This window comes from Pseudomonas sp. RC10-4-2, assembly GCF_050433085.1.
Taxonomy (GTDB): domain Bacteria; phylum Pseudomonadota; class Gammaproteobacteria; order Pseudomonadales; family Pseudomonadaceae; genus Pseudomonas; species Pseudomonas aeruginosa.
In genome coordinates, this window is sequence record NZ_JBNPXX010000008.1 from 134,580 (window position 1) to 147,770 (window position 13,191).

A 13,191-nucleotide genomic window follows, 5' to 3' on the forward strand; every position below is an offset into this window, starting at 1 on the left:
CTTCGCTAGAAGGCTCCGGCGAAGGCTCAGCTGGCGCGGGTGAAGTCCACCGCTTCCGCCTGTTCGAGGAACACCGTGGTCTGCGCCGGGACCGTCTCGGCGAGCAGCCGTCCGCCGCGGATCGAGTAGCGCACCGGGACCTGCCGGCGCACCGCGTCGAAGCCGTCGCGGGCCGGCAGCACCAGCAGGTTGGCCGGATGGCCGACCTCGATGCCGTATTCCCGCAGGCCGAGGGTGCGGGCGCTGTTGCGGGTGATCAGGTCGAGGCCGCCGTCGATCTCGTCGTAGCCCATCATCTGCGTCACGTGCAGGCCCATGTGCAGCACCTGCAGCATGTTCGCGGTGCCCAGCGGGTACCAGGGGTCGAACACGTCGTCGTGGCCGAAGCAGGTGTTGATCCCGGCACCGAGCAGTTCCTTGACCCGGGTGATGCCGCGGCGCTTCGGGTAGTCGTCGAAGCGACCCTGCAGGTGGATGTTCACCAGCGGGTTGGCGACGAAGTTGATTCCCGACAGTTTCAGCAGGCGGAACAGCCGCGAGGTGTAGGCGCCGTTGTAGGAGTGCATCGCCGTGGTGTGGCTGGCGGTGACCCGTGCGCCGAGGCCGTCGCGATGGGCGAGCATGGCCAGGGTCTCGAGGAAGCGCGACTGCTCGTCGTCGATCTCGTCGCAATGCACGTCCACCGGCAGGTCGTAGCGCTTGGCCAGGTCGATGGCCTTGTGCAGCGACTCGACGCCCAGCTCGCGGGTGAATTCGAAATGCGGGATCGCCCCCACCACGTCGGCGCCCAGGCGCAGCGACTCCTCCAGCAGTTCCAGGCCGTTGGGGTAGGAGAGAATGCCCTCCTGGGGGAAGGCGACGATCTGCAGGTCGACCCAGGGCGCCACTTCGCCGCGCACCTCGAGCATGGCCTTGAGCGCGGTGAGGGTCGGGTCGGAGACGTCGACGTGGCTGCGCACGTGCTGCACGCCGTTGGCGATCTGCCATTTCAGGGTCTGCCAGGCGCGCTGCTTGACGTCCTCGTGGCTGAGCAGGGCCTTGCGCTGGGCCCAGCGCTCGATGCCTTCGAACAGCGTGCCGGAGCGGTTCCACTCCGGCTGGCCGGCGGTCTGGGTGGTGTCGAGATGGATGTGCGGCTCGATGAACGGCGGCACGGCAAGACCGCCGGCGCCGTCCAGGCGCTCGCCGGCGTCGTCGGCGGCCTGTTCCATCGGCACCAGGGCGGCGATACGGCCATCGGCGACGCGCAGTTGCCAGAGACCTTCGCGGCCGCGCAGGCGCAGGTTGTCAATCAGCATGGAGGACCTCTTCTGGTTTGTTCGGGCTGCGGCTCAGCAGGGGATTGAGCAGCAGGTAGGCGATGGCGGCGCCGAGCACCGCGTTGACCGGCACTATCCCCGGCAGCCAGTGGCCGGCGGCGGTGCCGCAGGCGACGGCGAGGATCGCCGCCCAGTTGATCGCCTGGATGTCCGCGCAGGGGTGCTGGCGGTAGCGCCGGCGGCGACTCAGGTAGTCGGCGATGATCACCCCGCCGATGGGCGGGATGGCGGCGGAGAGGAAGGTCAGCCAGCCGACGAAGTGGTTGTACAGCCAGAGCGCGGCGAGGGTGCCGAGGGCGCCGTTGAGCATCGCCAGGAAGCGGCTGGAGAGGCCGGTGATGTTGGCGAAGCCGAGGCCGGAGGCATACAGCGCGTTGTCGTTGGTGGTCCAGATGTTCAGGCCGAGGACCAGGATCGCCGGGATCAGCAGGCCCTGGGCGATCATCACGTCGGAGATGTCCGACTTGCCCACCGCCGCCGCGCCGGCCGCGCCGAAGATGAACATCAGCGAGTTGCCGAGGAAGAACGCCACCAGGCACACCACCACGGCGGTACGCGCGCTGCGGCCGAAGCGGACGAAGTCGGCGGTGAGGGTGCCGGCGCTGACGAACGAGCCGACCACCAGGGCGATCGCGGTCGAGAGGCTCAGCGGCGCGCTCGGCGTCACCTGCTGCAGCGCCGCCAGGCCGCCGGCGTCGCGCACCGCGAGCCATACCGAGTAGCTGCCGAGAACGACGATCGCCGGGACCGCGATGGCCGACAGCAGGGTCAGACCGGCGATGCCGAAGAACACCGTGAGGGTCATCAGCGCTCCGGAAACCAGGATCAGCAGGTTGACGTCGAGGCCGGTGGCCTTGGCCACCGGGATGGCGAACATCGCTACGCCGACGCCGAACCAGCCGACCTGGGTGCCGCCGAGCAACGCCGAGGGCAGCCAGGAGCCCTTGCTGCCGAACGAGTAATGCGCCAGCAGGTGGGTGGAAAGGCCGGTGCGCGCGCCGATGAAGCCGAGGATCGCGGTGTACAGGCCGAGCATCAGGTTGCCCAGCAGCACGGCGAGGAAGAAGTCGTCGTAGCTCAGGCCGGTGCCGAGGGTGCCGCCGGTCCACATGCTGGCGGAAAAGAAGGTCAGGCCGAGCATCACCACGCTCAGGGCCAGCGCGCTCTTGCGCGCTGCCAGCGGGACCGGTTGCTGGCTGTAGTTGCTGTCTGCGGACATGCGCGAGTCTCCGTGGGGCGCCGGCCGTCCGGGAGCGTCGGCCGGGCCGCGGCGAATGGTAGTCGAAGGCGGGTCGATCCGACAGACGCCGTTGCGCGTCGTCGGACCGCAGCGGCACGCAGGAAGCGTGCCGGCGCGCGGCAGGGCGGCGTCCGCCGGGGATGCGGGCGCCGCCCTGCGTTCAGGAGGCTTCGCGGTAGGGGTTGCGCGGATCCTGGGTCCAGTTGAGATAGGGCTTGCCGGTGTCCTGCGGCACCATTTCGATGCAGTTCTCCACCGGACAGGTGATCTGGCACAGGTTGCAGCCCACGCACTCGGCGTCGATCACTTCGTAGCGGTGCGTACCGTCGGCCCGGGGCAGGCTGGCGATGGCCTGGTGCGAGGTGTCCTCGCAGGCGATATGGCAGCGGCCGCAACCGATGCAGGCGTCCTGGTCGATGCGGGCGATCACCTGGTAGTTGATGTCCAGGTACTTCCAGTCGGTGGTATTGCCCACCGCGCCGCCGCTGAAATCGGACAGCCGCTGGTAGCCATGGCTGTCCATCCAGCGCGCGAGACCGTCCTGCATGTCCTCGACGATACGGAAGCCGTGCAGCATCGCCGCCGTGCATACCTGCACCGCGCCGCAGCCGAGCGCGACGAATTCCGCTGCGTCGCGCCAACTGCCGATACCGCCGATGCCACAGATCGGCAGGCCGCGGGTCTGCGGGTCGCGGGCGATCTCGGCGACCATGTTCAGGGCGATTGGCTTCACCGCCGAGCCGCAGTAGCCGCCGTGGGTGCTCTGGGTGCCGACCACGGGCAGGGCGACCATGCGCTCCAGGTCGACGCTGGTGATCGAGTTGATGGTGTTGATCAGCGACACCGCGTCGGCGCCGCCGCGATGGGCGGCGCGCGCCGACTGGCGGATGTCGGTGATGTTGGGGGTGAGCTTGACGATCACCGGCAGCGAGCAGTGGGTCTTGCACCAGCGGGTGACCATCTCCACGTACTCCGGTACCTGGCCTACCGCCGCGCCCATGCCGCGCTCGGGCATGCCGTGGGGACAACCGAAGTTCAGCTCGATGCCGTCGGCGCCGGTGGCTTCCACCAGCGGCAGGATGTATTTCCACGACTCCTCGACGCAGGGCACCATCAGCGACACGATCAGCGCGCGGTCCGGCCAGTCCTTCTTCACCTGGGCGATCTCGCGCAGATTGATCTCCAGCGAGCGGTCGGTGATCAGCTCGATGTTGTTGATCCCCTGCACCTGGCGGTTCGGTCCGAAGTGCGCGGAATAACGCGACGACACGTTGACCGCCGCGGGGTCTTCGCCGAGGGTCTTCCAGACCACCCCGCCCCAGCCCGCCTGGTAGGCGCGGACCACGTTGTAGGCCTTGTCGGTGGGCGGCGCGGAGGCCAGCCAGAAGGGGTTGGGCGACTTGATGCCGGCGAATTCGATAGACAGGTCGGCCATCACGCAGCCTCCACGTTGAGCATGAGTTGGGCGTGGATCGCTTCCGCCGCCAGTTTGCCGTGCTGCACCGCCTGCACGGTGAGGTCCTCGCCGAGCGCCACGCAGTCGCCGCCGGCGTAGATGCCGGGGATGCTGGTGCGCATCTGTCCGTCGACCTGGATGCGCTCGCCGTCGCGCCGCAGTTGCGCTGCCAGCGGATCGCCCAGGCTGGCGCCTTCGAAGGCCTGGCCGATGGCCTTGAAGATGGCGTCGGCGGCCAGTTCGAAGTGCTCGCCGGTGTCGCCCAGGCGACCGTTCTCCAGGCGCGTGCGGGCGAAGCGCATGCCGCGCACCCGGCCATGCTCGTCGAGCAGTACCCGTTCCGGTCGGGCCCAGGTCAGCAGGCGCACCTGGCTGGCCTTGGCGATCTCCTGCTCATGGCCGGTGGCGCCCATTTCCTCGAAGCCACGGCGGTAGACCAGGTTGACGTCGCGGGCGCCGAGCCGGCTCATCTGCACCGCCATGTCGATGGCGGTGTTGCCGGCGCCGATGACGATGCAACGGTCGGCGACGGGCAGGTCGAGCAGGTCGTCGCTCTGCCGCAGCTCGCGGATGTAGTCGGTGGCGGCGAGCAGGCCGGGGGCGTCCTCGTCTTCCAGGCCGAGGCGCTTGCTGGCGGCCAGGCCGATGCCGAGGAACACCGCGTCGTACTCGTCGTGCAGGGCGCCGAGCGCCAGGTTGTCGCCGAGACGCTGGCCGTGGCGCAGTTCGATACCGCCGATCTGCAGGAGGAATTCCACTTCGCGCCGGGCGAAGTCGTCCACCAGCTTGTAGCGGGCGATGCCGTACTCGTTGAGGCCGCCGGCCTTGGTGCGGGCCTCGAAGAGCACCACGTCGTGGCCGTGCATGGCCAGGCGGTGGGCGCAGGACAGCCCGGCCGGCCCGGCGCCGACCACGGCGATGCGCTTGCCGGTGGCCGGCGAGCGCTTGAACGGATGTTCGTCGAAGCCGGCGTGGTCGAGGGCGTAGCGTTGCAACTGGCCGATCAGCACCGGTGCGCATTCCTGGGCGTTGTTGCGTACGCAGGCCCGCTGGCAGAGGATTTCCGTGGGGCAGACGCGGGCGCAGCTGCCGCCTAGGATGTTCGCCGAGAGGATCTTCTGCGCCGCGCCCTGGACATTCTCCTGGGCGATGCTGCGGATGAACCCGGGGATGTCGATCTCGGTCGGGCAGGCGTTGACGCAGGGCGCGTCGTAGCAGTACAGGCAGCGGGCGCTTTCCAGGGCGGCCTGGCGGGCATTGAGCGGCGGCGCGAGGTCGGCGAAGCGCTCGGCGAGCGTGTCCGCGCCGGCGTCCGGACGGGGGAGGTGGTTCAGGGAATCGATCACGGTTGTAGCCTCTCTTCTGGTTTCTTCTCGGGGCAGTCAACGGCAATACGGCACCGTCCGGCCTCTACGGGCCGGTCCGGTATTGCGGGAAGGATCAGCGCTCGACGGCGACCGGGCGCTGGCGTTCGGCGCGGCGGCCGAGCACTTCGTACACCGACGGGTAGGCCGGGCGCTCCACGTAGCGTCCGGCGCCGGGTTCGGCGCGCAGGTCGCCGGCGGCCCAGAGCAGCTTGCCCTGGCTGATGGTGTGGCTGGGAATGCCGCGCACGGTGCGACCTTCGAAGATGTTGAAATCGACCCGCTGGTGATGGGTGGCGGCCGAGAGGGTGCGGCTGCCCTGCGGGTCCCAGAGCACCAGGTCGGCATCCGCGCCGACGCGGATCGCGCCCTTGCGCGGGAACAGGTTGAAGATCTTCGCGGTGTTGGTGGAGGTCAGCGCGACGAACTCGTGCATCGACAGGCGCCCGCTGTTGACCCCGGCGTCCCACAGCAGCGCCATGCGGTCCTCGATGCCGGCCGTGCCATTGGGAATCTTGCTGAAGTCGTCGCGGCCCATGGCCTTCTGCTCGGCGCAGAAGCAGCAGTGGTCGGTGGCGGTGGTATGCAGGTTGCCGGACTGCAGGCCGCGCCACAGCGCTTCCTGGTGTTCGACGGGACGGAACGGCGGGCTCATCACGTAGCCGGCCGCGGTGGCCCAGTCCGGGTGGCGGTAGACGCTGTCGTCGAGCAGCAGGTGCCCGGCCAGCACCTCGCCGTAGACCGGCTGGCCCTTGGCGCGGGCATAGGCGATCTCGTCCAGCGCCTCGCGGCTGGAAATATGCACCAGGTACAGCGGCGTACCCAGCGTCTCGGCGATGCGGATGGCGCGGCTGGCGGCCTCGCCCTCGACTTGCGGCGGACGCGACAGCGGATGCGCCTCGGGGCCGGTGAGGCCCTGGGCGAGGAGTTTCTGCTGCAGGTGGAAGACCAGTTCGCCGTTCTCCGCGTGCACCGTCGGCACCGCGCCCAGCTCCAGGCAGCGCTCGAAGCTGGCCACCAGGGTATCGTCGGCGGCCATGATGGCGTTCTTGTAGGCCATGAAGTGCTTGAAGCTGTTCACCCCGTGCTGTGCCACCAGCTCGCCCATTTCCCGGGCGACCTCGTCGCTCCACCAGGTGATGGCGACGTGGAAGCCGTAGTCCGCAGCGGATTTCTGCGCCCAGCCGCGCCAGGTGTGGAAGGCCTCCAGCAGCGACTGTCGCGGGTTGGGGATGACGAAGTCGATGATCGAGGTGGTCCCTCCGGCCAGCCCGGCCGCGGTGCCGCTGAAGAAGTCCTCGCTGGCCACCGTGCCCATGAAGGGCAACTGCATGTGGGTATGGGGGTCGATGCCGCCCGGCATCAGGTACTGGCCACCGCCGTCGAGGACGTCGCAGCCGGAGGGGGTTTCGAGGTTCTCGCCGATGGCCTGGATGAGGCCGTTGGCACAGAGCACGTCGGCTCGATAACTCTCTTCGTGAGTAACCACGGTGGCGCCACGGATCAACAGGGACATGCCGTCTTTCCTCGCAGGCTGACCGGTCGTTGCCGGTTCTTGAAATTGTTTTTTCGCCATGCGCCGAGGACTTTTGTAATCCTGTCAGCGCTGACAGGATTCGAATCTAGATGCTGATCATCGATTGAGCAAGATTATTTTCAAATGGTTGTTTGAGTTTGTAACTTATTGATTTTAAATAATTAAAAATAAATATCACCAAAATGGTGAGGGTTCTCACCATTTTGACGCGCTTGACAAGAATTCAAAAAGGTCGAGATTTCCCATGCAAAATCAGCCGCTTGAAAGCCGTGTTCGAACGGTTGTGGGGAGATGAAAAAAGTTCGCCTGCACTCCTTTGGTTCCTGACCGGGGCGACAGGCTCGCGCATTTCCCCCGGTGACACGCCGGACTGCCCGTCGGCGTGTCACCGACGTTGTCGATGAAGTGTTTCAGATCAGTCGGTTACCTCCAGTAGACCGGCCTGCCCAGTGACGTCGCGGGGTTTTCGGCACGCTTATTGAGTGCCGCCCGCCACGGCATTGTCCGGACCGGAGGTGCAGTACTGGTGGTGCGGTACTCCGGCCATCGCATTAGCCCGATGAGCGAATAACTAAAAGAATTCTGGAGAGGCCCATGCAACAGAGCAGATCGGAAGTGACCGAGCGCGACGGCTTGGTCGAGCTGTCCGCCGGCAGCGACGTACTCGACAGCCCCCGCTACAACCACGACATCGCCCCGACCCGGGTGGAACAGCGTACCTGGAACAGGTGGCACATCACCGCGCTGTGGATCGGCATGTCCATTTGCGTGCCCACCTACACCCTCGGCGGCGTCCTCACCGCCTACTTCGGCCTCAGCGTCGGCGAAGCGCTGCTGGCGATCCTGCTGGCCAACCTGGTGGTGCTGATCCCGCTGACCCTCAATGCCTTCGCCGGCACCCGCTACGGCATTCCCTTCCCGGTGCTGCTGCGCGCTTCGTTCGGCATCATCGGCTCCAACGTGCCATGCCTGATCCGCGCCGTGGTCGCGTGCGGCTGGTTCGGCATCCAGACGCTGTTCGGCGGGCTGGCGATCCATCTCTTCCTCGGTTCGATCTTTCCCGCCTGGAAAGCCCTCGGCGGTACCGGCGAGGTGATCGGTTTCCTCCTGTTCTGGGGGCTGAACCTGTGGGTGGTGCTGCGCGGCGCGGAGTCGATCAAATGGCTGGAGACACTCTCGGCACCGCTGCTGGTGCTGGTCGGCCTCGGCCTGCTGGTGTGGGCGCTGCCGCACATATCGGTCAGCGAACTGCTGGCGCAGCCGCCGAAGCGCCCGGAAGGCGCCAGCGTCACCGGCTACTTCATGGCCGGGCTGACGGCGATGGTCGGCTTCTGGGCCACGCTGTCGCTGAACATCCCCGACTTCAGCCGCTATGCGCGTAGCCAGAAGGACCAGATACTCGGGCAGATCTTCGGCCTGCCGCTGACCATGTTCCTGTTCGCCGCCCTCGGCGTGGTGATGACCGCCGCCTCGGCTTCGCTGGTGGGCGAGACGGTTTCCGACCCGGTCAGCCTGATCGGGCACATCCCCAGCCCCGGCTGGGTGGCGGTGGCGATGGCGTTGATCATCGTCGCCACCCTCTCGACCAACACCGCGGCGAACATCGTCTCGCCGACCAACGACTTCCAGAACATCGCACCGAAACTCATCGGCCGCACCCGCGCCGTCTGGCTCACCGGTTTCATCGGCCTGGCGCTGATGGCCCACGAGTTGCTGAAGAAGCTCGGCTGGATCGTTTCCGACCTCAGCCTGGAAAGCGTCTACTCCAACTGGCTGCTCGGCTACTCCAGCCTGCTCGGGCCGATCGCGGGGATCATGGTGGTGGACTACTTCCTGGTGCGCAGGCAACGCCTCGACCTCGCCGGACTCTACCGCGACGACGTCTACCCGGCCTGGAACTGGCCCGGCTTCGCCGCCTTCGCGGTGCCGGTGGCGCTGACCGTCATGGCCCTCGGCAACCGCCAGTTCCACTGGTTCTACGACTACGGCTGGTTCACCGGCTCGCTGCTCGGCGGCGCGCTCTACTACGGCCTCTGCGGCCGCCGTGCGCGGAGCCCGGCGGCATTGGCCAAACCGCTGCCCTGATGGGCATACAGGCGGCCGGCGAGCCGCCGACACCTACTCCAAGCCTGAGGAGACGACAATGAGCACTGCCCGGAACGTCCTGCAATCCACCCAGCGACACATCGATGGCCAGCGCCTCTGGCAATCGCTGATGGATCTCGCCCGCCTCGGCGCCACCGCCAAGGGTGGGGTCTGCCGCCTGGCCCTGAGCGATCTCGACCGCCAGGCCCGCGATCTCTTCGTGCAATGGTGCGAAGCGGCCGGCTGCACGGTCAGCGTCGATCGGGTCGGCAACATCTTCGCCCGTCGTCCCGGGCGTAACCCGGACTTGCCCCCGGTGATGACCGGTAGCCACATCGACACCCAGCCCACCGGTGGCAAGTTCGACGGCTGCTTCGGGGTGATGGCCGGCCTCGAGGTGATCCGCACCCTCAACGACCTCGGGGTGGAAACCGAGGCGCCGCTGGAGGTGGTGGTGTGGACCAACGAGGAAGGCTCGCGCTTCGCGCCCTGCATGATGGGCTCGGGCGTATTCGCCGGGAAGTTCACCCTGGAGGAGACCCTGGCCAAGCGCGATGCCGACGGTGTCAGCGTAGGCGAGGCGCTGGACGCCATCGGCTACGCGGGAGCGCGCGATTGTCTCGGACATCCGGTGGGCGCCTATTTCGAGGCGCACATCGAACAGGGGCCGATCCTCGAGGACGAGGAGAAGACCATCGGCGTGGTGCTCGGCGCGCTCGGGCAGAAATGGTTCGACCTGTCCCTGCGCGGCGTCGAGGCACACGCCGGGCCAACGCCGATGCACCTGCGCAAGGACGCCCTGGTCGGTGCCGCGGCGGTGGTCGAGGCGGTCAATCGCGCGGCCCTCGGCCATCAGCCGCATGCTTGCGGCACGGTCGGCTGCCTGCACGCCTATCCCGGTTCGCGCAACGTGATACCCGGCGAAGTGAAGATGACCCTGGACTTCCGCCATCTGCAACCGGAGCGCCTGGACTCGATGATCGCCGAGGTCCGCCAGGTGATCGCCGCTACCTGCGAGAAGCATGGCTTGCAATACGAGCTGGTGCCGACCGCCGATTTCCCGCCGCTGTACTTCGACCAGGGATGCGTCGGCGCGGTGCGCGAGGCGGCGCAGGCGCTGGGCATGCCGCAGATGGACATCGTCAGCGGCGCCGGCCACGACGCGATCTTCCTCGCCGAACTCGGTCCGGCGGGGATGATCTTCGTGCCCTGCGAGAACGGCATCAGCCACAACGAGATCGAGAACGCCAGCCCCGACGACCTGGCCGCCGGCTGCGCGGTGCTGTTGCGGGCCATGCTCAAGGCCTCCGAGGCGATCGCCGGCGGCCGCCTGGCGGCCTGAGTGGCGCTTCCATCGAGGCGCCGGCATCGACCGCCTTCTACACGGGGTCGGTAGGGCGAATAACGCCAGGGGCGTTATCCGCCGATGCTCGGCTGGCCGGCGGATAACCGCGTTGCGGTTATGCGCCCTACGTCGCGGTGTTGCGCGGGGTACGGTGGGGCGTTGTCCGCCGATGCGTCGCTGGGGCGGGGCGCGGGGCTCAGATCACCTTGCTGTCGCGCAGCCTTTCCAGCGCGGCCGCGTCCAGGCCGAGGAGCGTCTCGAGGACCTCGTCGGTGTGCTGGCCGAGGGTGGGCGGCGGGTTGCGGTATTCCACCGGCGTCTCGGACAGGCGGATCGGGCTGGCTACCTGCGGCACCGTCCCGGCCAGCGGGTGCGGTAGCTCCACGCGCAGGCCGCGGGCCTGCACCTGCGGGTCGGCGAACACCTGCGCCAGGTCGTTGATCGGCCCGCAGGGCACGCCGGCGCGCTCCAGGGAAAGAATCCACTCGGCGGTGGTGTGCAGCACCGTGGCCTGGCGGATCAGCGGGATCAGCACCTCGCGGTTGGCCACCCGCGCCTTGTTGGTGGCGAAGCGCGGGTCGTCGGCCCATTCCGGGTGGTCTGCCAGCTCGGCGAACTTGCGGAACTGGCTGTCGTTGCCGACCGTGAGGATCATGTCGCCGTCGGCGGTGGGGAAGTCCTGGTACGGCACGATGTTCGGGTGTGCGTTGCCCAGGCGCCGCGGCGGCACGCCGGTGGTCAAGTAGTTGAGGGTCTGGTTGGCCAGGCAGGCGACCTGCACGTCGAGCAGGGCCATGTCGATGTGCTGGCCGATGCCGCTGACGTCGCGGTGGGCGAGGGCGGCGAGCACCGCGGTGGAGGAGTACAGCCCGGTGAGGATATCGGTCAGCGCCACGCCGACCTTCACCGGACCGGCGCCTTCCTCGTTGTCGGCGCGCCCGGTGAGGCTCATCAGGCCGCCCAGGCCCTGGATCATGAAGTCATAGCCGGCGCGCTTGGCATAGGGGCCGGACTGGCCGAAGCCGGTGATCGAACAGTAGATCAGCTTCGGGTTGACCTGCTTCAGCGATTCATAGTCGAGGCCATAGGCCTTGAGCCCGCCGACCTTGAAGTTCTCCAGCAGGATGTCGGCCTTGGCCGCCAGTTCGCGAACGATGCGCTGGCCTTCCGGCTGGGTGAAGTCCACCGTCACCGACTTCTTGTTGCGGTTGGCCGACAGGTAGTAGGCCGCCTCGCTGGTGTCGTTGCCTTCGGCATCCTTGAGGAACGGCGGGCCCCAGGCGCGGGTGTCGTCGCCGCTGCCGGGGCGCTCGATCTTGATCACCTCGGCGCCGAGGTCGGCGAGGATCTGCCCGGCCCAGGGGCCGGCCAGGACACGGGACAGGTCGAGTACGCGGATATGGGAAAGGGCGCCGGGCATGACGGTTCTCGCTGCTGGGGGCTGGAAACGGAAATGGCCGGGAAGACGGGTTCCTTGCCCGTCTCCCCGGCGGCCGGCGCGCTACCGTGAAAAAGCGCGCCGGGGTGTTGCTCGGTGGCTCAGAAGAATGCCTGGATGCCGGTCTGCGCGCGGCCGAGGATCAGCGCGTGGACATCGTGGGTGCCCTCGTAGGTGTTCACCACTTCCAGGTTGACCAGGTGGCGGGCGATGCCGAATTCGTCGGAGATGCCGTTGCCGCCCAGCATGTCGCGGGCCAGGCGGGCGATGTCGAGGGCCTTGCCGCAGCTGTTGCGCTTCATGATCGAGGTGATTTCCACCGCCGCGGTGCCTTCGTCCTTCATCCGCCCCAGGCGCAGGCAGCCTTGCAGGGCCAGGGTGATCTCGGTCTGCATGTCGGCCAGCTTCTTCTGGATCAGTTGGTTGGCGGCCAGCGGGCGGCCGAACTGCTGGCGGTCGAGCACGTACTGGCGGGCGGTGTGCCAGCAGAATTCGGCGGCGCCCAGGGCGCCCCAGGAGATCCCGTAGCGCGCCGAGTTCAGGCAGGTGAACGGACCGCGCAGGCCGCGCACTTCGGGGAAGGCGTTCTCTTCCGGAACGAACACGTTGTCCATCACGATCTCGCCGGTGATCGAGGCACGCAGGCCGACCTTGCCATGGATCGCCGGGGCGCTCAGGCCTTCCCAGCCCTTCTCGAGGACGAAGCCGCGGATCTGCCCTTCGTCGTCCTTGGCCCAGACCACGAAGACGTCGGCGATCGGGCTGTTGGTGATCCACATCTTGCTGCCGCTCAGGCGATAGCCGCCGTCGACCTTCTTCGCCCGGGTGACCATCGAGCCCGGGTCGGAACCGTGGTTCGGCTCGGTCAGGCCGAAGCAGCCGATGTATTCGCCGCTGGCCAGCTTGGGCAGGTACTTCTGCCGGGTGGCTTCGTTGCCGAATTCATGGATCGGCACCATCACCAGCGAGGACTGCACGCTCATCATCGAGCGATAGCCGGAGTCGACGCGCTCGACTTCGCGAGCGATCAGGCCATAGCAGACGTAGTTGAGGCCGCTGCCGCCGTAGGCTTCGGGAATGGTCGCGCCGAGCAGGCCGGTCTCGCCCATCTCGCGGAAGATCTTCGGGTCGGTCTGTTCGTGGCGGAAGGCTTCGAGCACGCGCGGGGCCAGCTTGTCCTGGGCGAACTGCTGGGCGCTGTCGCGAACCATGCGCTCTTCTTCGGTGAGCTGCTGGTCCAGCAGCAGGGGATCTTCCCAGTTGAAGCTAGCTTTGGTGGCCATGCGTACATCCTCGTCAAGCGGAGCGGAGGCTGGCGTGGGCCAGCCGGAATGGAAGCATCCTAAGAGCCTAGCGAATGGGGCGGCAAACGAGGAATTCGCACGCACTTGTGCTATTTTCTCACTC

9 protein-coding genes are annotated in these 13,191 nt (G+C 67.5%); 2 read left to right on the forward strand and 7 right to left on the reverse strand.

Annotated features, from left to right (window positions below; translation table 11 throughout):
* Positions 1–26 precede the first annotated feature (26 nt).
* From FHW81_RS28375 to hydA, 5 genes are all read right to left on the reverse strand, one after another.
* A complete protein-coding gene (locus FHW81_RS28375; RefSeq protein ID WP_003084657.1) occupies positions 27–1,298 on the reverse strand; it encodes a cytosine deaminase in 1,272 nt (423 codons plus the stop codon).
* Entirely contained in the window at positions 1,288–2,538 is a 1,251-nt protein-coding gene (codB, locus tag FHW81_RS28380) for a cytosine permease (protein WP_003084659.1), read from the reverse strand. Before codB ends, FHW81_RS28375 begins: the two co-directional genes overlap by 11 nt.
* A 181-nt stretch (positions 2,539–2,719) precedes the next feature.
* Positions 2,720–3,997 (reverse strand): NAD-dependent dihydropyrimidine dehydrogenase subunit PreA, encoded by a 1,278-nt coding sequence (preA, locus tag FHW81_RS28385; RefSeq protein ID WP_003118829.1) that lies wholly within the window; start codon positions 3,995–3,997, stop codon positions 2,720–2,722.
* On the reverse strand, positions 3,994–5,361 hold the full coding sequence (locus tag FHW81_RS28390; RefSeq protein ID WP_003114904.1) for an NAD(P)-dependent oxidoreductase: 1,368 nt from the start codon (positions 5,359–5,361) through the stop codon (positions 3,994–3,996). Before FHW81_RS28390 ends, preA begins: the two co-directional genes overlap by 4 nt.
* A gap of 94 nt (positions 5,362–5,455) precedes the next feature.
* Positions 5,456–6,895, reverse strand: a complete 1,440-nt coding sequence (gene hydA / locus FHW81_RS28395; protein ID WP_003099919.1) for a dihydropyrimidinase — start codon at positions 6,893–6,895, stop codon at positions 5,456–5,458.
* A gap of 615 nt (positions 6,896–7,510) precedes the next feature.
* Here hydA and FHW81_RS28400 point away from each other — a divergent pair.
* A complete protein-coding gene (locus FHW81_RS28400; protein ID WP_003084674.1) occupies positions 7,511–9,001 on the forward strand; it encodes an NCS1 family nucleobase:cation symporter-1 in 1,491 nt (496 codons plus the stop codon).
* A gap of 58 nt (positions 9,002–9,059) precedes the next feature.
* The gene (locus tag FHW81_RS28405; protein WP_003084676.1) at positions 9,060–10,343 is read left to right on the forward strand and encodes a Zn-dependent hydrolase; all 1,284 of its coding nucleotides are present in this window, start codon (positions 9,060–9,062) and stop codon (positions 10,341–10,343) included.
* Between the two features lie 199 nt (positions 10,344–10,542).
* On the opposite strand, the gene FHW81_RS28410 is transcribed toward FHW81_RS28405, so the two are convergent.
* Positions 10,543–11,766: a CaiB/BaiF CoA transferase family protein gene (locus FHW81_RS28410; protein ID WP_023086912.1), complete on the reverse strand. Its 1,224-nt coding sequence runs from the start codon at positions 11,764–11,766 to the stop codon at positions 10,543–10,545.
* A gap of 119 nt (positions 11,767–11,885) precedes the next feature.
* Positions 11,886–13,067: an acyl-CoA dehydrogenase gene (locus FHW81_RS28415; RefSeq protein ID WP_003084682.1), complete on the reverse strand. Its 1,182-nt coding sequence runs from the start codon at positions 13,065–13,067 to the stop codon at positions 11,886–11,888.
* Positions 13,068–13,191: the final 124 nt, after the last annotated feature.

Bases quoted from the DNA above. Each gene is read 5' to 3' on its own strand.
- FHW81_RS28375 (WP_003084657.1), bottom strand. From the start codon at position 1,298: ATGCTGATTGACAACCTGCGCCTGCGCGGCCGCGAAGGTCTCTGGCAA.
- codB (WP_003084659.1), bottom strand. From the start codon at position 2,538: ATGTCCGCAGACAGCAACTACAGCCAGCAACCGGTCCCGCTGGCAGCG.
- FHW81_RS28410 (WP_023086912.1), bottom strand. From the start codon at position 11,766: ATGCCCGGCGCCCTTTCCCATATCCGCGTACTCGACCTGTCCCGTGTC.
- hydA (WP_003099919.1), bottom strand. From the start codon at position 6,895: ATGTCCCTGTTGATCCGTGGCGCCACCGTGGTTACTCACGAAGAGAGT.
- FHW81_RS28415 (WP_003084682.1), bottom strand. From the start codon at position 13,067: ATGGCCACCAAAGCTAGCTTCAACTGGGAAGATCCCCTGCTGCTGGAC.
- FHW81_RS28405 (WP_003084676.1), top strand. From the start codon at position 9,060: ATGAGCACTGCCCGGAACGTCCTGCAATCCACCCAGCGACACATCGAT.
- FHW81_RS28400 (WP_003084674.1), top strand. From the start codon at position 7,511: ATGCAACAGAGCAGATCGGAAGTGACCGAGCGCGACGGCTTGGTCGAG.